The sequence below is a fragment of the Kineosporia corallincola genome, assembly GCF_018499875.1.
In the GTDB taxonomy this organism is placed as follows: Bacteria; Actinomycetota; Actinomycetes; order Actinomycetales; family Kineosporiaceae; genus Kineosporia; species Kineosporia corallincola.
The window spans coordinates 58,615-81,183 of sequence record NZ_JAHBAY010000006.1 but is presented as its reverse complement, the minus strand read 5'-3'; the positions used below and the strand labels follow the sequence as shown (position 1 = coordinate 81,183).

Here is a 22,569-nt window from a genome sequence, read left to right as displayed (position 1 = left end):
GTGCGGGCCGGCGGCCGGCCCAACCGTTGGGGGTGAGGGGTGTGTCTCCCCGGGTGGGCGGGGTGCGTCCCCAGCCTGGAGTGTGCGGTTTTTGTCCCTCCTGAAGGCATTTGGGGTGTGGCTCGGCCAGATTGTCGGTGGGCTGTGGTCTCATGGTTCGCCGTGAGCCTCGCGACCCGTGAACGACGCCCCGCCGGGCCTTCCGTGCGGCTGGTCGGGGCGAGTGGCGATCCGGCCGGGCCGGTGGTGCCCGACCCGGCGCAGGCCCGGCTGGTCGGGCGGCGCCAGGGCAGCGGGCCGGTGGTGGTGTTCGGGGCGCCCGGCACCGGCAAGACCACCATGCTGGTCGAGGCGGTGGCGGCCCGGGTGCGGCGCGACGGGCTGGGGCCCGGCTCGGTGCTGGCCGTGGCCCCCACCCGGCTGGCGGCGGCGCGCCTGCGCGAGCGGCTGGCGGCGCGCATCGGCGGCACGGTGCAGGAGCCGGTCTCCCGCACGCCGCACTCCTACGCGTTCGGGCTGCTGCACCGGGCGATGACGATGGACGACCTGCCCGCACCCCGGCTGATCTCCGGGCCCGAGCAGGACCGCATGCTCGCCGACCTGCTCGCCGGGCACGCCGAGGGGCTGGGCAGCGCACCGTCCTGGCCGGACGCCACAGGTGACGACATCCGGCAGCTGCGCGGTTTCCGCGACGAGCTGCGTGACCTGCTGATGCGTGCGGTGGAGCGCGGTCTCACGCCGGACGACCTGCTGCGCTACGGCCAGCGGCAGGGCCGGCCGGACTGGGTGGCCGCAGCCTCGGTGATGGCCGAATACCTCGACGTCACGGCGCTGTCCACGCCCGGCGCCTACGACCCGGCGGGCATCGTCGACGCGGCCACCGAGCTGCTGCTGTCCGACGACGAGCTGCTCGACGCCGAGCGCGGGCGGCGCCGGCTGGTGGTGGTCGACGACGCGCACGAGCTCACGGTGGCCGCGGAACACCTGCTCCGGCTGGTGGCCGGCGGCGGGCGCGACATCCTGCTGGCCGGCGACCCGGACTCGGCCACCCAGACCTTCCGTGGCGCCCGGCCGAACGGCCTGGCCGAGGCGGTGGAGCACTTCCGGCGCGCCGACGGCTCGGCGGCCGAGGTGATCACCTTCGGCACCGTGCACCGGCACGGCGCCGGGCTGCGCTCGGTGGCGTCCCGGGTGGCGTCCCGGATCGGGGCCGCGGGCAAGGCTTCTCACCGTTCGGTGGAGGTGGCCACGGCGAACCCGGCGGGCACGGCCGAGGTGCGGGTGTTCGCGTCCCCGGCGCGCGAGGGTGCCTACATCGCGCAGTACCTGCGGCGGCTGCACCTGGAGCAGCAGGTGCCGTGGCAGCGGATGGCGGTGATCGTGCGGTCCACCAAGGCCACCTCGCCGCTGCGCCGGGCACTGGGCGCGGCCGGGGTTCCGGTGGCCATCCCGACCGCCGAGGTGCCGGTGCGCGACGAGATCGCCGTGGTGCCGCTGCGTCTGGCCCTGCGCTGCGCCCTGCGGCCCGAGTCGCTCACCGCCGAGGTCGCCGCCGAACTGCTGACCAGCCCGATCGGCGGCGCCGACGCGATCGCCGTGCGCCGGCTGCGTCAGGCCCTGCGCACCGAGGAGATCGCCGGTGGTGGCGGCCGGGCCAGTGACGCCCTGCTGGTGGAGGCCCTGGCCGCCCCGGCGCACCTGGCCGCACTGGAGCCGCGCGTCTCCGCGCCGGCTCGCCGGGTCGCCGATGTGCTGTCGGCCGGCCGCGAGGCCGCGGCCGCGGGCGACGCCAGCCCGGAGACCGTGCTCTGGGCCGTCTGGGACCGCACCCAGCTGGCCGTGTCGTGGCGTCGCGCCGCGCTGTCCGGCGGCCCGTCCGGGGCCCGCGCCGACCGCGATCTCGACGCCGTGATGGCCCTTTTCGAGGCTGCGGCCCGGTTCACCGACCGCTTCCCCGGGGCCGACGCGCAGGCCTTCCTGGCCTTTCTGGAGGCACAGGACGTGCCCGCCGACACGCTGGCCGAGCGGGCGCCCGCCGACGAGTCGGTGGCGCTGGTCACGGCCACCGGTGCGGCCGGGCTGGAGTGGGACGTGGTCGCCGTCGCCGGGGTGCAGGAGGGTGTCTGGCCCGACCTGCGTCTGCGCGACTCGCTACTGGGCGGTCAGCGACTGGCCGACGCGGTCGACGGCCGGGGCGACGCCGGTTTCGTGGCGCAACGCAAGGCGATCCACGACGACGAGCTGCGGCTGTTCCACGTCGCGGTGAGCCGGCCGCGCAGCCGTCTTCTGGTCACGGCGGTGCGGTCGGACGAGGTGATGCCCTCCACCTTCCTCGACCTGGTCGACCCGGACTCGGCGGACCAGGAGGAGATCCGGCCGCTGGCCGAGGTGCCGCGCATGATGACGCTGCCCGCCCTGGTGGCGCAGCTGCGCGCGGTGGTGGTGGACGCGCTCGCGGCGAGCTCGCGGCGGGAGGCGGCCGCCCGGCAGCTGGCCCGGCTGGCGCTGGCCGGGGTACCGGGCGCCGACCCGGCGCAGTGGTACGGCCTGGCGCCGGTCTCGGTCGACGCCCCGCTGCGTGAATCACAGGTTCTGGTGCGGGTTTCGCCGTCGCAGGTGGACTCGTTCGACCGGTGCTCGATGCGCTGGCTGCTCGACGCCTCGGGGGGCCGGCGCACGTCGTCCACCGCCCAGGGGCTCGGCGAGCTGGTGCACGAGCTGGCCGAGCAGGTGCCCGACGGCAATCTGATCAAGCTCCAGACGTTGCTGGCCGAGCGGTTCAGCCGCCTGGGTCTGGGGCACGGCTGGGTGGCCGACACCGAGCGGGCCCGGGCCGAGAAGATGGTGGCCCGGCTGGCCCAGTACACGGCGCAGGCCCGGGCCGCCGGGCGCGAGCTGGTGGCCACCGAGCAGAGCGTGCAGGTGGACGTGGGCCGGGCGCGCATCGTCGGCAAGGTGGACCGGCTGGAGCGCGACGAGCAGGGGCGGCTGGTGGTGGTCGACCTGAAGACCGGCAAGTCCGCGCCGACCCGGGCCGAGGTGGCCCGGCACGCCCAGCTCGGGGTGTACCAGGTGGCGATCGAGGAGGGTGGGTTCGCCCGGGCGGTGGCCAAGGCCGGCCTGAAGCTGCCCGAGGGCGCGGGGTCGGGCGGTGCGGCGCTGGTGCAGCTGGGGAAGGACGTCTCCAAGGTCTCGGTGCAGCAGCAGGTTCCGCTGAGCCGGGACGCCGAGCCGGGCTGGGCCTCCGACCTGGTGCAGGGGGCGGCCGAGGGGATGGCGTCGGGGCGGTTCCCGGCCAAGACCAACGGCATGTGCCGGGTCTGCGACCTGCGCCGGGCCTGCCCGTTGCAGAACGAGGGCCGGCAGGTGGGACGGTGAGCGGCGAGCAGGAGGAGCAGCTCGGGTTCGATCTCGGCCTGCCGGCCGCCCCACCCACCTCCGCGTCCGCCCGCCGCCGGGCCGAGGAGACATCGAAGAGGGCTGCGGGGCGCACGGTCTCGGCGTCGTCCATCGCTCGTGCTCTGGGGCGACCGGAGCCGACGCCGGAACAGGTGGCGGTGATCGAGGCGCCGCTCGAACCGCTGCTGGTGGTGGCGGGCGCGGGGTCGGGCAAGACCGAGACGATGGCGGCCCGGGTGGTCTGGCTGGTGGCCAACGGCATGGTCGAGCCGGACGAGGTGCTCGGGCTGACCTTCACCCGCAAGGCGGCGGGTGAGCTGGCCGAGCGGATCCGGGCCCGGCTGCGCGCCCTGCACCGCAAGGGGATGACGCCGGAGTCCCGCCCGGTCACCGTGTCGACCTATCACGCCTATGCCGCATCGGTGCTCGGCGACCACGCGCTGCGCCTCGGGATCGAGCCCGGGGCAAGGCTTCTGGGTGAGGCCGGGGCGTGGCAGCTGGTCGACGAGCTGGTCGAGCGCTGGGACGGCGACATGACCGGCGTCGACTCCGCGCGCACCACGGTGGTCGACGCCGTGCTGTCGCTGGCCGGGGAGATCTCCGAGCACCTGCTCGAGCCGGAGCGCATCGAGGCGCTGGCCGAGGCCGTGGTGGAACGCATCGACGAGCTGCCCAAGAACACCGGCGACCCGACACCGGGCAAGCCGAAGGCCGATGTGAAGACCATCGGCCAGCGCATGCAGGCCCGGCGCGCGCTGATCCCCCTGGTGCGCGCCTACCAGCAGCGCAAACGCGAGCTGGAGGTACTCGACTTCGGCGACCAGGTGGCGCTGGCGGCGCAGCTGGCGCACGCCGTTCCGGAGGTCGGCGAGGTGGAACGGCAGCGCTTCCGGGTGGTGCTGCTCGACGAGTACCAAGACACCAGCCATGCCCAGGTGGTGCTGCTCCAGGCACTTTTCGGCGGCGGTCACCCGGTGATCGCGGTGGGCGACCCGCACCAGTCGATCTACGCCTGGCGCGGCGCATCGGCCGGAAACCTGCAACGGTTCGGGCTGGACTTCCCGGCGGCCGACGGTGGGCGGGCCGCCACCCGGCACCTGTCCACCAGCTGGCGCAACGACCTCGCCGTACTCCGGGTGGCCAACGAACTGGCCGGCCCGCTGCGGCGCACGCCGATCTGGGGAGACCCCGACCTGACCGTGGACGTGCACCCGCTCACCGCCCGCCCCGGCGCCGGTCCCGGCCGGGTGCGCATGGAGTGGCACGCCACGCTGGAAGACGAGTCCCGGGCCATCGCCGACGTGGCCCAGCACGCCTGGCGCAGCCGCACCCCCGACGGCCGGCGGCCCTCGGTCGCGGTGCTCTGCCGGGCTCGCTCGCAGTTCCCGCTGATCGAGGCGGCGCTGCGCGGGCGCGACCTGCCGGTCGAGGTGATCGGCCTGGGCGGTCTGCTGCACGTGCCCGAGATCGCCGACCTGCGTGCGGCTCTCGAGGTGGTGCACGACCCGACCCGGGGCGACGCCCTGATGCGGCTGCTCACCGGCCCGGCCTGGCGGATCGGCCCGCGCGACCTGGACGGCCTGGGTGCCTGGGCCCGTGAGCTGGCGGCCGGCTGGCGTGAGGACGGGCGGATCCGGCTTCCTCCCGGCTCCGGCCTGACCGCGGCGAACGTGCAGCTCGACGCGGTGGACGACGCCTCGGTGGTGGACGCGGTCGACGCCCTGCCCGAGCCGGGCTGGGAAGGGCCTCAGGGGCAACAACTCTCGGACGAGGGACGACGCCGGCTGGGGCGCCTGGGCGCCGTGCTCAGAAGCTTGCGCGGCCGTCTCGCCCTGCCGCTGCCCGACCTGGTGCTGGAGGCCGAGCGGGCGCTGCTGCTCGACGTCGAGGTGGCGGCCCTGCCGGGTCGCACGCCGGCTGCGGCGCGGGCTCACCTGGACGCCTTCGCCGACGTCGCGGCGCAGTTCGCGGACAGCGGTGACCGGCCCACGCTGGGCACCTTCCTGGGCTGGCTGAGCGCGGCCGAGGCCCGCGAGCGCGGCCTCGACACCGGTGTGGTGGAGCAGCACGAAGACGCGATCCAGCTGCTCACGGTGCACGGGTCGAAGGGCCTGGAGTGGGACGTGGTGGCGGTCTGCGGCATGGTCGAGGGCACCTTCCCGGCCGGTGTGAACGGCAATGCGCCGAAGCGTTCCAAGGGCTGGCTGGGCGACATCGGCGCGGTGCCGTTCCCGCTGCGTGGCGACGCGGGCGGTCTGCCGCAGTGGAACTACCAGGCCGCGAGCACGCAGGACGAGCTCGACCAGGAGCTCAAGCGGTTCATGAACTACTGCGGCGAGCACGAGGTGGCCGAGGAGCGCCGGCTGGCCTACGTGGCCGTCACCCGGGCCCGTGACTCGCTGCTGCTGACCGGGGCGGTCTGGGGTGACGGGGTGAAACCCCGTGAGCCGTCGCGGTTCCTGGTCGAGCTGCGGGAGATGATGCTGCGCACGCCGAACGAGCCGGTCGCCGTGGGGCTGTGGACCGACCAGCCGGACGAGGGTGCCGAGAACCCGCGCGCGGTGGAGGGCCGTACCGCGGTCTGGCCGGATCCGCTGGAGGGCCGGCGTGAGGTGGTCGAAGACGGCGCCGAGCTGGTGCGCCAGGCGATCGAGGCACTCAGCGGTGAGCGCCGTCGGGCCTATGGCACTCGCCCGTCACCGGTTGCGGCGCAAGAGCTTTCCATCATGGACGACGACGAGCCGGCCGAGGTGGAGGCGTCGGAGATCGGCACGGCCGAGGTCCGGGTGACGCAGTTCGGCGTCACCGAGGTGGGCTGGAGTCCCGACGAGGACTGGATGCCCCTGGACGACTGGGCCCCGGACGACGGGTTCGAGCCCCCGCCCGAGCTGGATCCGGGGGAGCGGGTGGTGGCCCAGCCGGAGCCGGAGCCGCCCGGGGTTTCGCAGCCGGTGTGGCTCGACCCGCAGACCACCGAGGAGGCCGCCTGGGCCCGCGAGGTCGACGTGCTGCTGGCCGAGCGCGACGCCGCGGCCGGCGGCGAGCTGACCGTGCGCCTGCCCACTCACCTGTCCGCGTCCAGGGCGGTGGCCCTGGCCCAGGACCGGCAGGCCCTGGCCGAACGGCTGCGCCGCCCGATGCCGCTCCAGCCCAGCCCGCAGGCCCGGCGGGGCAGCGCTTTCCACGCCTGGCTGGAACGGCGCTTCGGGGCGGCCGCGCTGGTCGACATCGACGATCTGCCGGGTGCGGGTGACGAGCACGACGACACGAAACTCCAGACGCTCCAGCAGAACTTCCTGGCGTCGGAGTGGGCCGAGCGCACCGCCGAGGCGGTGGAGGTGTCGATCGAGACCCCGGTGGCCGGGGTGATGCTGCGCGGCCGCATCGACGCGGTGTTCCGGCGGCCCGACGGCGGCTGGGACGTGGTGGACTGGAAGACCGGCCGGCCGCCCACCCGTGACCAGATGGGTGCGCTGTCGGTGCAGCTCGCGGTGTACCGGCTGGCCTGGTCGCGGCTGCACGGGGTGCCGCTGGACCAGGTCAGCGCGGCGTTCTTCTACGCCTCGGCCGGGCGCACGGTGCGCCCGGCCGACGTGCTCGACGAGGCCGCCCTCGAAGAGTTGCTGAAAACCTAGTTCTTCAGGGTGTTCTTGCCGGTGCCGCCGACCAGCAGGTCCTTGCCCGCGCCGCCGTACAGCTTGTCGTTGCCCGCGTTGCCGTAGAGCTCGTCGGCCCCGGCGTTGCCGTACAGCGTGTCGTTGCCGGAGTTGCCGTACATCTCGTCGTTGCCGTCGCCGCCGTTGAGCCGGTCGTTGCCGGTGTCGCCGTAGATCAGGTCGATACCGGCGCCGCCGTTGACGGTGTCGTTGCCCGTGCCGCCGCGCAGCAGGTCGTTGCCGCTGCCGCCGGACACGGTGTCGGTGCCGCCGTCGCCGAACGCCTTGTCGTTGCCGGTGCCGCCGTCCAGCTTGTCGTTGCCGTCGCGGCCCTCGAGCCGGTCGTTGCCCGCCTCGCCGTACATGACGTCGTTGCCGGTGCCGCCGTCGAGCCGGTCGTCGCCCGGGCCGCCGTACAGGGTGTCGTTGCCGCTGTCGCCCAGAATGCCGTCGTTGCCGCTGCCGCCGTACAGCAGATCGGTGCCCGCGCCACCGATGACGGCGTCGTTGCCGGCGTCGCCGTACAGCTTGTCGTTGCCCGTGTCGCCGGAGAGGCTGTCGTCGCCCGCCCCGCCGCGCAGCACGTCGTTGCCGGCGTCTCCCCAGATCGTCTGGTCGCCGGTGCCGCCGGTGATGGTGTCGTTCCCGTCGCCACCGCTGACCACCACGTCGTCGCCGATCGCCTGCACGGTGTCGTTGCCCGCCATCGTCTCGATGTGCGAGCCGGTGTGGCCGGTGACGGTGTCGGCGCCGTCACCGCCCCAGATCTGGGTGTTGTAGTAGGTGTGGCCGGCGGTGGTGCTGAACGTGCTGCCGTCTTCGCCCAGCACGAACTGGTTGTTGATGCGGGTGCCCGACGGGTTCGAGAACCGCACCGTGTCGTTCTTGTCGTAGGTGCGCACCACCGCGTGCGGGTCCGGCTCGTCACGCTTCGGGTCGGGCACGAAATTGTCGATCGTGCAGGTCACCCGGGTGAGATCGGCGGGGTCGGGGTGCTCGCAGCCGGGGCTCACCGTGATGTCGACGATGTCGTCGAGGGTGTAGGTGAGCGTGGACCCGGCGGACTTGGCGAGCGTGACGGTCAGGTCGTTCCGCTGACCCTGACCGGCCCGGTACTCCATCTCGTAAGCCTTGCTGGTGGTGGCTTCGTCGAGGTAGTAGACCCGCGCGCTGGCGGTGGTGGGCTGGGCGGCGCTGGCGCGGTCGCCCAGACTGATGGCTGCCAGTCCCACCCCCAGCAGTGAGGCGACTGCCGTGAGGCTCAGCAGCTGACGGGGGCGACGGCGTAGGGCCATGCGGGTGCTCCAGGATCGAAAAGCCGGACCGGCCAGTGGAGATGGGGGATGCATCCGGAACGATCTTGGACGAATGCGGTCTGAGAGTACCGCCTGTGTGTGGCCTGTGTGACCGAAATGAACGAGAAAGCCGTGATCACGCGGAATCTCCGACAGTGCGGTTCCGCATGACCACGGCGAGGGGTGAAGGGGTCAGGCGCGGGGACGTCCCAGAGCCCGGTAGGTCCAGCCGGCGGTGCGCCAGGCGTGCGGGTCGAGAGCGTTGCGGCCGTCGAGCACGTTGCGCTCACGCACGATGCCGGCCAGCTTGGCCGGGTCGATGGCCTTGTACTGCTTCCACTCGGTGAGCAGCAGCACCACGTCGGCGCCGTCGCAGGCCACCTCGATCTTGTCTTCGTAGTGCAGGTCGGGCCACACCCGGCGGGCATTCTCCAGAGCGGCGGGGTCGGTGACGACCACCTCGGCGCCCTGGAGCCGGATCTGCGCCGCCACGTTCAGCGCGGGGGAGTCACGGATGTCGTCGCTCTCCGGCTTGAACGCGGCGCCCAGCACCGTGACCTTGCGGCCGAGGAACGAGCCCTGGAGCACCTCACGGGCCAGGTCGACCATGCGGATGCGGCGGCGCATGTTGATCGCGTCGACCTCGCGCAGGAAGGTGAGGGCCTGGTCGGCGCCCAGCTCACCGGCACGGGCCATGAACGCCCGGATGTCTTTCGGCAGGCAGCCGCCGCCGAAACCGAGGCCGGCGCCGAGGAACTTCGGGCCGATCCGCTCGTCATGACCGATCGCGGTGGCCAGGGTGGACACGTCGGCCCCGGCGGCCTCGCAGACCTCGGCCATCGCGTTGATGAACGAGATCTTGGTGGCCAGGAAGGCGTTGGCGGCGGTCTTGACCAGTTCGGCGGTGGCGTAGTCGGAGGTGATGACCGGGGTGTTCTCGGACAGCGGGCTGGCGTAGACCTGGTCGAGCAGGGCCTTGGCCTGGGCGGCCTGCTCGGGGTCGGAGGGCAGACCGTAGACGATGCGGTCGGGGTGCTGGGTGTCTTGGACGGCGAAGCCCTCGCGCAGGAACTCCGGGTTCCAGGCCAGCATGGCGCCGGGCACGGCCTCGGAGATCAGCCCGGCGAGCCGGGCCGCGGTGCCGACCGGCACGGTGGACTTGCCGACGACCAGGTCGCCCGGCTGGAGGTGCGGGATCAGGGCCTGCACGGCGGCGTCGACATAACGGGTGTCGGCCGCGAACTCACCGGCACGCTGTGGCGTGCCGACGCAGACGAAGTGCACCGTGGGTGCGTCGGGGGTGTGCGCCACCTGGGTGGCGTCGGTGGTGAAGGACAGCCGACCGGATTCCGTGGCCCGCTTCAGCAGCTCGGGCAGCCCCGGCTCGAAGAACGGGGCCTTGGCCTGCTGGAGGTCGGCGATCTTCCGCTCGTCGACATCCACCCCGATGACCTCGTGGCCGAAATCCGCCATGCACGCCGCGTGCACAGCCCCCAGGTAACCGCACCCCATCACTGATAAGCGCATGAGAGGAGCGTATCGGTGCGATGAGTCCGGCACGCGTCGTTCCGGGTGCGATACGGTGTACGTATGAGTGGCACGCGTAACTTCTGGTGGCCCGCCTGACCGGCGGCCACTTCGCGTTCACTCCATTCCTTTCGCGGCCGCCTCGTCGAGGCGGCCGTCGGCATCTGTGCCGGGGTCCTTCCCCGGCGGGCGGTCCCTGGCAGAACAGGCCGTCACATGCCCCACCAGCAGCAAGAACAGCACCGTGGCCGGGAACTCGGGCAGGTCGTGGCCCGGCTCGAGGCCGCGCCCGCCTTCGCCGTCCTTCATCGGCCCGGCGAAAACCCCTCGGCCGCCGAGATCCTCGTCGGCGCCGTGACGGAAGTCGTTTCTGTTCAAGACATCCCGGAACCGGAGGACGGCGAGGCCGTGCTCGCCGCCATCGGCTTCCGGCAGATCGCCGAACGCGGTTTCGAGGCGGTGGACGACGGAACACCGGTCCTGGCCCTGCGGGTGACCGAACGGTTCCACGTCGACCTGGGCGAACTGGTGGCCCAGCTGCCGGACGGCCCGGACGGGTTCGTGGACAACGGCTTCGACGTGAGTGACGCCGACTACGAACGCACCGTGCGGGACGTGCTGAACCAGGAGATCGCGGCGGGGGAGGGGTCCAACTTCGTCATCCACCGATGCCTGACCGGGCGGATCGACCTGGAGAACGGGTCGCGCGCGCGGGCTGCCCTCGGCGTCCTCAGAAGGCTCCTGCTGAACGAGCGCAACGCCTACTGGACCTTCCTGCTGCACACCCCGCGCACCACTCTGGTCGGAGCCACCCCGGAACGGCACGTCAGCCTGGAATCCGGTGTGGTCACGATGAATCCGATCTCCGGCACGCTGCGCCACCCGGCCGGCGGGTTCGCCGACGAGACCTCGCGGCGGGCGGCGCTGGAGACGTTCCTGGCCGACGCCAAGGAGCGCGACGAGCTGGCCATGGTGGTGGACGAGGAACTCAAGATGATGGCCGCGGTCACCCGTGGCGGTGGCCGGGTGAGCGGGCCGTTCCTCAAGCCGATGGCCCATCTGACCCACACCGAGTACGTGCTGGACGGGCAGGCCACCGCGGACGTGCGCGACATCCTCACCGCCACGATGTTCGCGCCCACGGTCACCGGCAGCCCGATCCGCAACGCCTGTCGCGTGATCGCCCGGCACGAGAGGAGGGGACGGCGCTACTACGGCGGGGTGCTCGCCCTGATCGACCGCGACGAGGCCGGTGACCAGCGGCTCGACGCCCCGATCCTGATCCGCACCGCCGAGATCGCCCCGGACGGCACGGTGCGGGTGGCCGCCGGGGCGACCCTGGTGCGGGGCTCCGGGCCGGAGGCGGAACTGGCCGAGACTCGTTCCAAGGCAGCGGGAATCATGGCCGCGCTGACCGGTGAGACGGTGCCCGGCCGGACCGTCTCGCCGACCGGACCGCACCCTGAGGACGCCACGCTCGGGCGGTTGCTGTCCAGCCGCAACGACGACCTGTCCCGACACTGGCTGCGGCCGGCCGCAGCGGCCGAGCCGGTGAACGGCCTCGTGCACGTGGTCAACGCCGAGGACGACTTCACCGCCATGCTGGCCCACGTGCTGCGGGCCCAGGGCTTCGCGGTGACCGGGCACAGCTGGGACGACCTGTCCGGCCCGCTCGGGAACGACCTGGTCACCACGGACGAGCCGGTGGTGCTCGGCCCGGGCCCGGGCGACCCGCGCGACATCATGAATCGCCGGATCCGTGCCCTGCGCTCGCTGGCGGAGGGCCGCCTGAGCATGAGCCTGCCCACCCTCGGCATCTGCCTGGGACACCAGATCCTCTCGCTGGCACTGGGATTCGAGGTGTCCCGGCTGCCCGCACCGGACCAGGGGCGGCAGCGCGGCATCGACCTGTTCGGTGAGCGTCACCGGGTCGGGTTCTACAACAGCTTCGCGGTGTCGGGCGCCGGCCGGGCGACGACGAGCACGGACGACGCCGGGCAGTACGTGTACGCCCTGCGGGCCCGCAACGTGTCCGGGTTCCAGTTCCACCCCGAGTCGGTGCTGACCACCGAGGGCGGCCGGATCCTCGCGGCCGAGCTGGGGCGGCTGACCACGTCGAGGTCCGGTCCGGTGAAGGAGCACACGATGAGCTGAAGGGATTTTCTGGATCTACGTCGGGTCGCCGGCCCGATGCGGGCCGTAGTGTGACCGTATGCGCTTCGGATTGTTCATCCCGCAGGGCTGGCGGCTCGACCTGGTCGGGGTCGACGTCAGCGATCACTGGCCGACGATGCTCCGGGTGGCCCAGCAGGCCGAGTCCGGTCCCTGGGAAAGCATCTGGGTCTACGACCACTTCCACACCACCCCGGTACCGACCTCGGAGGCCACGCACGAGGCGTGGACCCTGATGGCCGCCCTGGCCGCCACCACCAGCCGGGTCCGGCTCGGCCAGATGTGCACGTGCATGGGCTACCGCAACCCGATGTACCTGGCCAAGGTCGCGGCCACGACCGACGTCATCTCCGGCGGCCGGGTCGAGATGGGGATCGGCGGTGGCTGGTACGAGCACGAGTGGAACGCCTACGGTTACGGCTTCCCGAGCGCCGGGGACCGGCTCGGCATGCTGGCGGACGGCGTCGAGATCATGCGTCAGGCCTGGAGCAACGGCGTGGCCACCCACTCCGGCGAGCACTACCAGGTGGACGGCGCGCTGAGCTACCCGCTGCCGGTGCAGGAGGGTGGAATCCCGTTCTGGATCGCGGGTGGTGGCGAGAAGAAGACCCTGCGGATCGCCGCGAAGTACGCCGCCTACACCAACTTCGCCGGTGACCCGGAGACCTTCACACACAAGTCCGAGGTGCTCGCCGGGCACTGCCGCGACCTGGGCCGCGACTTCGGCGAGATCACCCGCAGCACCAACTACAACGTCGTCATCGGCCGCGACCAGGCCGAGGTGGACGAGCGGCTGGCCCGGCTGGAGGAGCGGTACAAGCCGTTCCTCGCGCCGGAGACGGTGGCCCGCACGGTGGAGAACGTGCGCTCCGCCGGGCTGGTCGGCACTCCCGAGCAGATCGTCGGGCAGCTGAAGCAGATGAGCGGCCTCGGGCTGGAGTACGTGATCACCTACTTCCCGGAGATCGCCACGGATTCCAGCGGGTTCGAGCTGTTCCAGAAGGAAGTGCTGCCCGAGCTGGCCTAGGCCCTGGGCACACCTAGCGACCGGTCACGCCGTCCAGCGATTCCCGGATCAGGTCGGCGTGACCGTTGTGCCGCTGGTACTCACCGATGAGGTGCACGTAGATCATCCGCAGTGACAGCGTCTCGCCGCGCACCTCGACGGTGTGCTCGATCGACACGTCGCGTACGGCCGCGTCCGCCGCCGCCCACTCGGCCAGGTAGGTGAGCAGGTCCGCCTCGGCACCGGCCGCGCTCGCCCCGTCGAAGTCGGAATCCGTTTCGGGGTAGGGGTTCGGCACGTCCTGGCCGCCGGCCCGGATCCGCAGCCAGACCCGCTCCACCTTGGTCAGGTGCCGGGCCAGGCCGATCAGCGACATCGAGGTCGGCAGCGGGCGCGCGGCCAGCTGCTCGGCGGTCAGCCCGGCGCAGACGTTCTGGAACGTCAGCCGGCAGAAACCCAGGTAGCCCTCCAGCAGCTCGCGCTCCGGCCCGGTGGTGGTGGCGTCGTGGTCGTGCGGGGATACGTCCGGCGCAGGGGCCGTCCAAAGAGGCATGGGCGTGATTTTCGGCGCAGCGCGGGGGCAGCGCCAGGCAATTTCCGTGTCTACGCTCGATGCATGAGCGACGTTGCCGACTTCCCGTACTTCGCGCTGTCCGAGGACCATCGTGAGCTCCAGGCCGTGCTGCGGGAGCTGTGCACCGAGAAGATCGCCCCGCACGCCGCCGAGGTGGACGAGACCGGGGAGTTCCCCCGGGCGTCCTACGAGGCCCTGCGGGCGAGCGACTTCCACGCCCCGCACATCCCCGAGGAGTACGGCGGGGTGGGCGCCGACGCGCTGGCCACCTGCCTGGTGATCGAGGAGGTCGCCCGGGCCTGCGCCTCCAGCTCGCTGATCCCGGCGGTGAACAAGCTCGGCACCCTGCCGCTCGTGCTCGGCGGCGGTGAGGAGCTGAAGAAGAAGTACCTGACGCCGGTGGCCGCCGGCGAGGCGATGTTCTCCTACGGCCTGTCCGAGCGCGAGGCGGGCAGCGACACGGCGAGCATGCGCACCCGGGCCGTGCGCGACGGCGACGACTGGATCCTGAACGGGCAGAAGTCGTGGATCACCAACGCCGGTGAGAGCCGGTTCTACACGGTGCTGGCGGTGACCGACCCGGACGGCCGGCGCGGCCGCAACATCGGCGCCTTCGTGGTGGAGGCCGGCGACCCGGGCTTCGGCTGGGGCGCCAAGGAACGCAAGCTCGGGATCAAGGGCAGCCCGACCCGCGAACTGCACCTCGACAACGTGCGCCTGCCCGGCGACCGGCTGGTCGGGAAGCCCGACGAGGGGCTGCAACTGGCGCTGCGCACCCTGGACCACACCCGGGTGACGATCGGCGCCCAGGCGGTCGGCATCGCGCAGGGCGCACTCGACCACGCCGTGGCCTACGTGAAGGAGCGCAAGCAGTTCGGCAAGCACCTGGCCGAGTTCCAGGGTCTCCAGTTCATGCTGGCCGACATGGCGATGGCGGTGGAGTCGGCGCGGCAGATGGTCTACGCGGCGGCGGCGAGGAGCGAGCGGGACGACGCCGATCTCGGCTTCTTCGGGGCCGCGGCCAAGTGCTACGCCTCGGACGTGGCGATGCGGGTGACGGTGGACGCGGTGCAGTTGCTCGGCGGTGCCGGCTACGTGAGCGACCACCCGGTGGAGCGGATGATGCGCGACGCCAAGATCACCCAGATCTACGAGGGCACCAACCAGATCCAGCGGCTGGTGATGGCCCGGGCGCTGCTGAAGTGATCCAAAAGCGTTACTCGGAGCCCGATAGGGATGAGCCCTGAGTTACCTCTGACATGCCCTGTCCCTGTCCGTCCCCGACGGCTACGATTGCCCCTGTGTGCCCCCGCCCCCCGTCGGGGGCACACACCTTTTGCCGGGTCCCGGTTGCTGTGGGCAACATCGTGTTGATCAAGTCGCGACACGGCGGGCGGCAATCCCGGTAGCCACACGCACACCGGGTCAAGATTGGTGCGATGCCTGCCTCACGTTCACCGGCGACCCGGGGTCCGTCGCGCCCGGGAACCGGCCCACGGGTCAGGCACTCCCAGCGTCTGCGCGTCGCGCACACCGGCGAGGTGCCGATCCGCCGCGACCCACCCGGCGGTGGCGGTGGCCCCCCGGGTGGTCCTGGCGGTCCCCGAGGCCCCGGTGGCCCGAAAGATCCCGGCGAGCCCCGGCCCCCGCGCCCGGACGTGGCCGCCCGCAGCGCACTGCGGGTGCGCCGGTCCATCACGCTGCTCGCGCTCACGCTGCTCGTGCCGGGTGCGGCCCAGCTGGTCGCGGGCCCCTCGTCGTCCCACCACCACGCCGCCGGGCTGAGCCGTGCCCGCCTGCTGGTGGCGCGCGGCGCCACCCGGGCCTGGCTCGGGGCCGCGACGCTGACCGTGCTGCTGGCCTGCCTGGCACTGATCAGCCGGGAGTGGGTGCTCGGCCTGTTCACCCACCAGTGGGTGATCCGCCCGCTCGCGGTGGTGTTCTTCGCCGGTGCGGTGGTCTGGCCGCTGCTGCTGCTCGACGCCTGGCGGATCGGCCAGGCACCGGAGCTGACCCAGCGGGCCCGGCGGTGGATCGCGCTGCTCACCGCGGTGCTGATGCTGGCCACCTTCGCCGTGCCGCTGGCCTTCGGCCGTCGCGCCTGGGCGGCGGCCGACCTGCTGTCCGGGGTGTTCGGCTCGGGCAAGGACTCGGCCGCGGTGGACGGCCGCTACAACGTGCTGCTGCTCGGCGGCGACACCGGGCCGACCCGGGTCGGCACCCGGCCGGACAGCATCAACCTGGCCAGCGTCGACGAGAAGACCGGCCGGACGGCCCTGTTCAGCCTGCCCCGGAATCTCCAGAACGTGCCCTTCCCGGCCGGCAGCCCGGCGGCGAAGGCGCTGCCGCACGGGTACGACTGCGGTGACGACTGCCTGCTGAACGCCGTCTACAAGTACGGCAACGACAATCCCTCGCTGTTCCCCGGCACCCAGGACCCGGGCGCCGAGGCGATGATGCAGGCCGTCGAGGGCGTCACCGGGCTGAAGGTCAACTACTACGTGATCATCGACCTGCGTGGCTTCCAGAGCCTGATCGACGCGGTCGGCGGCATCGACATCCTGGTCACGGCGCGCACGCCGATCGGCGGCGGCAGCGCCCCGATCCACGGCTGGATCGAGACCGGCGACCAGCACCTCGACGGCTACCACGCGCTCTGGTACGCCCGGTCGCGCGCCACCACCAGCGACTACGACCGGATGGCCCGGCAGCGGTGCGTGATGACGGCGATGGTGAACCAGCTCGACCCGGCCACCGTGCTGAAGAACTTCCAGAGCATCGCCTCGGCCGGCTCCGAGGTGATGGCCACCGACATCCCGGCGAACCGGCTGCCGGCGTTCCTCAACCTCGCCCAGAAGGCGAAGGGCAGCAACATTCGCAGCGTCCAGTTCGTGCCGCCGGTGATCGTGCCGAAAGCTCCTGACTTCGCGGAGATCCGGCGTCAGGTGGCCGCGACGGTGAAGGGCCTGGAAGAGGGCGGCGCGCAGACGACGGCGACGTCCGCCCCGGTCTCCGCCGATCCGGGCCGATCCGCGCAGAAGAGCCCGCAACCGGAGGACGACGACACGCGACCGGCGGGCTCCTCGTCGTCCACAAGCCCTCAGGCGTCGGCGACTTCGTCACGGAACGCATCCGTAGATGTGCGCTCCGTCTGTGTCGCGGGCTGATTTCTGTTCGTGGAAAAGGGAAAATGATCAGGGGACGACGAACAGCCCGTTCCCGCTCGCCCTTACGTGCATAACTTTGCTGTGACATTCTGTGCCGCGCTCGCGCGGACATGCCTGATCAGAGGCCTTCAGGGCCGACCCGTCGCGGTTTTCGCCGGAAATCGCGCACTCAGCACTCCCTGGCCCCGGCTAGGCTGACGAACGACATGGACGCCCATCTGCCCGAGGCGCTCAGCGCCCCCTCCAGCGCCGATCAGCTCCCGGCTGACGTGCCGGTCAGCATCATCCTCTGTGTGCTCAACGAGCAGCGTCACCTCGAGCAGGCGGTACGTCACGCGCTCGACCAGGACCATGCCGGACAGCTCCAGCTGGTGATCGCTCTCGGTCCGTCGAAGGATCACACCGACCAGATCGCCGAGCGCCTGGCGGCCTCCGACTCGCGCATCATCACGGTGCGCAACCCGGACCCGCACGGCAGCACCCCGGCCGGCCTGAACGCGGCGATCGCCGAGACCAAGTACCCGGTCGTGGTGCGCATCGACGGTCACGCGATGCTGCCCCGCGACTACATCCGGATCGCCGTCGAGACCATGCGCGAGACCGGTGCCGACAACGTCGGGGGTGTCATGGCCGCCGAGGGGGAGACTCCGTTCGAGCACGCCGTGGCACGCGCGATGACCAGCAAGCTGGGTGTAGGCAACGCCTCGTTCCACACCGGCGGTTCCGCCGGTGAGGCCGACACGGTGTACCTCGGCGTGTTCCGCCGCTCCGCGCTGGAGCGCGTCGGCGGCTACGACGAGACCTTCCTGCGCGCGCAGGACTGGGAGATGAACCTGCGCATCCGCCGCACCGGCGGCCGGGTCTGGTTCCAGCCCAGGCTGAAGGTGGCCTACCGGCCGCGCAGCACGGTCAAGGCGCTGAGCCGGCAGTACTTCTTCTACGGTCGCTGGCGTCGCGTGGTCATGCGGCGGCACGAGGGCACGGTCAACTTCCGCTACCTGGCCCCGCCGCTGGCGCTGGCCGGTGTGGTGGGTGGGCTCGGCCTGGCCGCCGCCGGGGTCAAGCCGGCTGCGGTGCTGCCCGCCGGCTACCTGGTCGCGATCTGCGCCGGGTCGGCCTTCGAGGGCCGGGGACTGCCCCCCGGCGCCTGGGTGCGCCTGCCCCTGGTCACCGCCACCATGCACCTCAGCTGGGGCGCCGGGTTCATCCTCAGCCCCCGCAGGCTGGCCGACCTGCCCAGCCAGATCGGTGGCGTCACGGTGCCGGACACCTCTGCCCCGTAACCCCTTTCGGGATCGTGCACGGTTCGCCCGTTCGTCGGGCGGCCGTGCACGGTCGTTTGGGCCTGGGCTCAGGCGGGGTGACACCACTCCCGGATCAGCTCGGCGAACCGCTGACCGTCGGCGCGCCAGTCCAGGTCGGCGCGGGCGGCCCGCCAGCCGGCCGAGCCCAGCAGGGCCCGGCGGGTGGCGTCGGCCCGTAGGTTGCGGATGGCCGTCTCGGCCGCGTCCACGTCGTCGAAGGGCACCACCGTGCCGCTGCGGTAGCGGCCCACCAGGTCGGCCGCGGCCGGGTTCGGGGTGGTCACCACCGGCACGCCGCAGGCCATGTACTCCATCACCTTGGTCGGCCGGGACACCGCGTAGTTGGGCTCGTCGTGCAGCAGCGCCAGCCCGGCCAGAGCCCCGGGCAGCAGCCGCAGCGCCTGCCGGTTGGGCACGAAACCGTGGTGGGTCAGCGCCCCCTCGGCATGGGCCCGGGCGATCCGGCCGGACACGTCGCCGTCGGCCGGGCCGATCAGCTCCAGCCGCACCTCGGGACCGAGCCGCCGGCCCAGCTCGATCATCTCCAGCGCGCCCCGGGCCCGGGTGATCCGGCCCAGGTAGACCACGCGGTCGGCCCCCGGCGGCACCGGCTCGGTGTCGGGCACCGGCACGCTGTTGGGCACCACCGGGTGCTCCAGCCGGAACCGGCCGCGGTAGCCCTCCTCGGCCAGCAGCAGACGGCAGCGGCCCTCGGCCCAGCGCTCGGCCGCCCGCACCGCGGCACCGGTCACCGGGCGCACCGCACGCGGCAGCCAGGACTTCATCCGCAGGGCGGCGGCGGTGTCTTCGTGCACGTCCCACACCACCAGCGGGGGACGCCGCCGCCCGAGACCGGGCACGGCGAGCAGCAGTTCGGGGTCGTGGAGCAGCGCCAGGTCGTGCTGCGGGCCGAGCCGGTGCAGCACCCGGCGGGCGGCGGAGACGGCGGACAGCCGCTGGCGCCCGGCGGCCCGGGGCAGTTCCACGGCGGTCACGCCCTCGGGCGGACGGCGCCGGGTGGCCTCGAACGGTGCCGCGTAGGTGACCTGGAGGCCCGCGGCCAGCAGGGCGGTGAGCTGGCGGTAGCGGATGCGGGCGTCGTCCGGGTCGTGCACCACGGTCATGATGAGCACCCGCGGTGCCCTTGTTACCGGCGGGAACGCGGATGAGGCCGTCGTGTCCAGGGGAGTGGGGCTTTCCTGGCTCACGACGGCCTCATCCGTGGGTCACGCGCCCTCGGCCTCGGTGTAGGCCTCGATGACCTCGTCGACCCCGCCGTCCATGATCAGCTTGCCCTGGTCGATCCACAGCACCCGGTTGCAGGTCTTGGTGATCGTCGGCAGGGCGTGGCTCACGACGAAGACCGTACCGGCCTCCTCCCGCAGCTTGCGGATCCGCTCCTCGCTGCGCTGGCCGAAGAGCCGGTCACCGACCGACAGCGCCTCGTCGATCAGCAGCACCTGGTGCGACACCGACGCCGCGATGGAGAACCGCAGCCGGGCACCCATGCCCTGCGAGTAGGTGCGCATCGGGTAGTCCAGGAACTCCCGCTTCAGGCCGGAGAACTCGACGATGTCGTCGTACTTGGCCTTGACCTCTTCGAGGCTCATGCCCAGGGCCAGGCCACCGAGGATGACGTTGCGCTCGCCGGACAGGTCGTTCATCATCGCCGCGCCGACACCCAGCATGGTGGGGTTGGCCTCGGAGTAGACCGCACCCCGCTTGGACGGCACCAGGCCGGCGATGGCCTGGCAGAGCGTGGACTTGCCGGAGCCGTTCGTGCCGACCAGGCCGATCGCGTCGCCCTCGTAGGCGGTGAAGCTGATGCCCCGCACCGCGTGCACCTCGTGCGCCCGGCGGATGCCCGGCGTGCGGGCGAGCAGGCCCTTCTTCTCGGCGTTGCGGCCGGAGGCGGACTTGCCGGTGGCGTACACCTTGTAGGTGACGTGCAGGTTGTCGACGATCACCGTGGGGCGCTCCCGGGGGCCGACCGGCACCCGGGTCTTGATCTTCTTCAGGCCGCTCGGGCCGACGCCCTTCTTGGCGGCCTTCTTGGCGGGGGCCTTGGCGGGCACGACCGGGACTTCCTGGGTGGCGTCCTGCCCTGTGTTCTCCACGGCTCCCCCGTTCCAGTCGGTGGCCACCGACCCGTTCGGTGAGGAGTTCTGCTCAGTCACGTCCGTACAGCCCTTCGGCTTGCCAGAAGAAGATGAAACCGGCAACGAACATCACGATGCCGTAGCCCGCCGCCATGAACCAGGTGGTGGCGTTGATCGCGATCTGGTTGGCGCCGTCGCCCCGGATCCCTTCGAGCATCGCGTACCGCACCAGGCTGAGATAGACGTTCAGCGGGTTGGCCTCGATGATCTTGCCGAGGAAACCCTGGTCGGCGAACCGGTTGCCGACGACGTAGAACACACCGGACAGGTAGAAGATGATCCGGTTGATGAACGGGATCAGCTGGCTGATGTCGCGCAGGTGCACGGTCAGCCGGGCGGCCACGAAGGCGACGCCGCCGCTGAACAGGGCCAGGAAGAAGTAGGCCGGGAAGATCAGCAGCCAGTCGAGGTCGGGCATCTCGCCGGTCAGCATGACGATCACGGCCATCACGATCGTGGTCGCGACCAGGTCCATCAGCTTGTTCAGCAGCGTCGCGATCGGCAGCACCGCCCGGGGGAAGTGCAGGGTGCGCACCAGACCCCGGTTGGTGACGAGCGACTTGGCGCCGTCGGTGAAGCACCCGGAGAACAGGCCGATGGTGAACACGCCGCAGACCAGGAACGCCGTGTAGTTGTGCGGCTTGCTGCTGCTGGGCAGCAGGATCACGCCGAAGATCAGGCCGTAGACGCCGGCCTGCAACAGCGGGTTCAGCACCACCCAGCCCATGCCCAGGCGGTTGGCCTCGTTCGCCGCGCGGAACCGCGATTTCGCGAATTCCAGGGCGAAGTGCCGCCGGCCCCAGAGTTCCTTGATGTACTTGCCCAGCGGGGGACGACCCCCGAGCTGGACCAGGCCGTACTCCGCCGCTCTCGCCGCGGCCCGCTGCGACGCGCCCGTCTCGGGCCGGATCGGCAGGATGCTGGTCAAAGTCGCTCCACGGTTGCACTGTCGATGATGGCGCCACGGGTGTCGAGCACGAGAGGTGCGAGCCGGGCGATCTCGTCGAGATCGTAGCTTGAGTGGCGTTGCAGCAGAACGGTGATGTCCGCCGCGCAGACCGCCGCAGCGAGGTCCGGCACGCACTTCAACGTTCCGCCCGAGGCCACGCGACCGGACGTTTCACCATCTGGTGCGAAATCGTGACCAATAGATGCACCGCCGGTCGTGTCGTGGTGACCGTCCGGGGTCCAGTCGGTGACGAAAGGATCATGAAAACTGATCCGCGCCCCCGCGGATCGCAACCGGATCGCAATCGGGACGGCCGGCGACTCGCGCTGGTCCGAGATGTCTTCCTTGTAGGTCACCCCGAGCAGCAGCACCCGGGACCCGCGCAGCGGTTTGGCCGCGTCGTTCAGCCGGTTCTGTACCCGCTGCACGACGTAATCCGGCATGGCGTTGTTGATCTCCTGGGCCAGCTCGACGAACCGGAACGGGTAGCCGAGCGCGGCCCGCACCCGGTACGAGAGGTAGTTCGGGTCGATCGGGATGCAGTGCCCGCCCACCCCCGGGCCCGGGCGGAACGCCTGGAACCCGAACGGTTTGGTGGACGCGCAGCGGATCACGTCCCACAGGTCGATGCCGAGTTCGTGACAGAACCGCGCCATCTCGTTCACCAGCGCGATGTTCACGTGCCGATAGGTGTTCTCCAGCAGCTTGGACATCTCGGCCTCGCGGGTGCCGCGGGCGATGACCACCTCGTCGACGATCTTGCGGTAGAAGGCCGCCGCCCGCTCGGCGCAGGCCGGGGTGGTGCCGCCGACCACCTTGGGGGTGTTGCGGAAGCCCCAGCGCTGGTTGCCCGGATCGATGCGTTCCGGTGAGAAGGCGAGGAAAACGTCCTGCCCGACGGTCATCCCGCTCTCCTCGAGCATCGGGCGCAGCAGTTCGTCGGTGGTGCCCGGGTAGGTGGTGGACTCCAGCACCACCAGGGTGTCGCGGTGCACGAAGCTGGCCACGGCGGCGGTGGCGCCGAGCACCATGCCCAGATCGGGGCCGCCGTCACCGGCCAGCGGGGTGGGTACGCAGATCACCACGGTGCGGGCGCCGGCCACCACCGAGGCGTCGGTGTGCGCGCGGAAACCGGCCCGGAGCATGGCCTCGACGTCGGCGCCGGACAGGTCGTCGATGTGCGAGCGGCCCGCGTTCAGCCCCTCGGTCACCGCCACGTCCAGGTCCAGCCCGGCCACGTGCAGCCCGCTGCGGCAGGCCTCCTGGGCGAGCGGAAGGCCGACATAGCCGAGGCCCACGACCACGAGGTCGGGTGCGTCGTGGGTGTTCATGCTCGGGATGTCCTTCCGCGCGCCGGTCAG

The 22,569-nt window shown here is 71.8% G+C and carries 14 protein-coding genes; 7 read left to right on the top strand and 7 right to left on the bottom strand.

From position 1 onward, the window contains the following. Nucleotides 1-162 precede the first annotated feature (162 nt). Both KIH74_RS15600 and KIH74_RS15595 read left to right on the top strand, forming a co-directional pair. Nucleotides 163-3,378, top strand: coding sequence for an ATP-dependent helicase (locus tag KIH74_RS15600; protein ID WP_214156664.1), 3,216 nt, complete (start codon nucleotides 163-165; stop codon nucleotides 3,376-3,378). Next, nucleotides 3,375-7,034, top strand: a complete 3,660-nt coding sequence (locus tag KIH74_RS15595) for an ATP-dependent helicase (RefSeq protein WP_214156663.1) — start codon at nucleotides 3,375-3,377, stop codon at nucleotides 7,032-7,034. The genes KIH74_RS15600 and KIH74_RS15595 overlap by 4 nt, the downstream gene beginning before the upstream one ends. Here the strand turns inward: KIH74_RS15595 and KIH74_RS15590 are convergent. After that, nucleotides 7,031-8,350: a calcium-binding protein gene (locus KIH74_RS15590; RefSeq protein WP_214156662.1), complete on the bottom strand. Its 1,320-nt coding sequence runs from the start codon at nucleotides 8,348-8,350 to the stop codon at nucleotides 7,031-7,033. The genes KIH74_RS15595 and KIH74_RS15590 overlap by 4 nt on opposite strands. 192 nt (nucleotides 8,351-8,542) lie before the next feature. Continuing rightward, a complete protein-coding gene (locus tag KIH74_RS15585; protein WP_214156661.1) occupies nucleotides 8,543-9,877 on the bottom strand; it encodes a UDP-glucose dehydrogenase family protein in 1,335 nt (444 codons plus the stop codon). Between the two features lie 216 nt (nucleotides 9,878-10,093). On the opposite strand from KIH74_RS15585, the gene KIH74_RS15580 reads away from it, so the two are divergent. Further along, nucleotides 10,094-12,031, top strand: coding sequence for an anthranilate synthase family protein (locus KIH74_RS15580; protein ID WP_214156660.1), 1,938 nt, complete (start codon nucleotides 10,094-10,096; stop codon nucleotides 12,029-12,031). A gap of 58 nt (nucleotides 12,032-12,089) precedes the next feature. Continuing rightward, nucleotides 12,090-13,076 carry an LLM class F420-dependent oxidoreductase gene (locus KIH74_RS15575; protein WP_214156659.1) on the top strand — a complete coding sequence of 329 codons (987 nt, stop codon included), beginning with the start codon at nucleotides 12,090-12,092 and terminating at the stop codon, nucleotides 13,074-13,076. A gap of 13 nt (nucleotides 13,077-13,089) precedes the next feature. Here KIH74_RS15575 and KIH74_RS15570 read toward each other — a convergent pair whose 3' ends face one another. Continuing rightward, the gene (locus KIH74_RS15570) at nucleotides 13,090-13,608 is read right to left on the bottom strand and encodes a DinB family protein (protein ID WP_214156658.1); all 519 of its coding nucleotides are present in this window, start codon (nucleotides 13,606-13,608) and stop codon (nucleotides 13,090-13,092) included. Between the two features lie 63 nt (nucleotides 13,609-13,671). On the opposite strand from KIH74_RS15570, the gene KIH74_RS15565 reads away from it, so the two are divergent. The 3 genes from KIH74_RS15565 (at nucleotide 13,672) to KIH74_RS15555 (ending at nucleotide 18,079) form a co-directional block, all read left to right on the top strand. Then, on the top strand, nucleotides 13,672-14,835 hold the full coding sequence (locus KIH74_RS15565; RefSeq protein WP_214156657.1) for an acyl-CoA dehydrogenase family protein: 1,164 nt from the start codon (nucleotides 13,672-13,674) through the stop codon (nucleotides 14,833-14,835). Between the two features lie 233 nt (nucleotides 14,836-15,068). Beyond that, nucleotides 15,069-16,796, top strand: coding sequence for an LCP family protein (locus KIH74_RS15560; protein WP_214156656.1), 1,728 nt, complete (start codon nucleotides 15,069-15,071; stop codon nucleotides 16,794-16,796). 206 nt (nucleotides 16,797-17,002) lie between these two features. After that, nucleotides 17,003-18,079 carry a glycosyltransferase family 2 protein gene (locus KIH74_RS15555; RefSeq protein ID WP_214156655.1) on the top strand — a complete coding sequence of 359 codons (1,077 nt, stop codon included), beginning with the start codon at nucleotides 17,003-17,005 and terminating at the stop codon, nucleotides 18,077-18,079. A 68-nt stretch (nucleotides 18,080-18,147) separates the two neighbouring features. Here the strand turns inward: KIH74_RS15555 and KIH74_RS15550 are convergent, their stop codons facing one another. From KIH74_RS15550 to KIH74_RS15535, 4 genes are all read right to left on the bottom strand, one after another. Beyond that, a complete protein-coding gene (locus KIH74_RS15550; RefSeq protein ID WP_214156654.1) occupies nucleotides 18,148-19,224 on the bottom strand; it encodes a glycosyltransferase family 4 protein in 1,077 nt (358 codons plus the stop codon). Nucleotides 19,225-19,326: 102 nt separating this feature from the next. Continuing rightward, a complete protein-coding gene (locus tag KIH74_RS15545; RefSeq protein WP_372492074.1) occupies nucleotides 19,327-20,118 on the bottom strand; it encodes an ABC transporter ATP-binding protein in 792 nt (263 codons plus the stop codon). Between the two features lie 151 nt (nucleotides 20,119-20,269). Continuing rightward, nucleotides 20,270-21,187 (bottom strand): ABC transporter permease, encoded by a 918-nt coding sequence (locus KIH74_RS15540; protein ID WP_214156652.1) that lies wholly within the window; start codon nucleotides 21,185-21,187, stop codon nucleotides 20,270-20,272. Further along, nucleotides 21,184-22,539, bottom strand: a complete 1,356-nt coding sequence (locus tag KIH74_RS15535; RefSeq protein WP_214156651.1) for a nucleotide sugar dehydrogenase — start codon at nucleotides 22,537-22,539, stop codon at nucleotides 21,184-21,186. The genes KIH74_RS15540 and KIH74_RS15535 overlap by 4 nt, the downstream gene beginning before the upstream one ends. Nucleotides 22,540-22,569 lie beyond the last annotated feature (30 nt).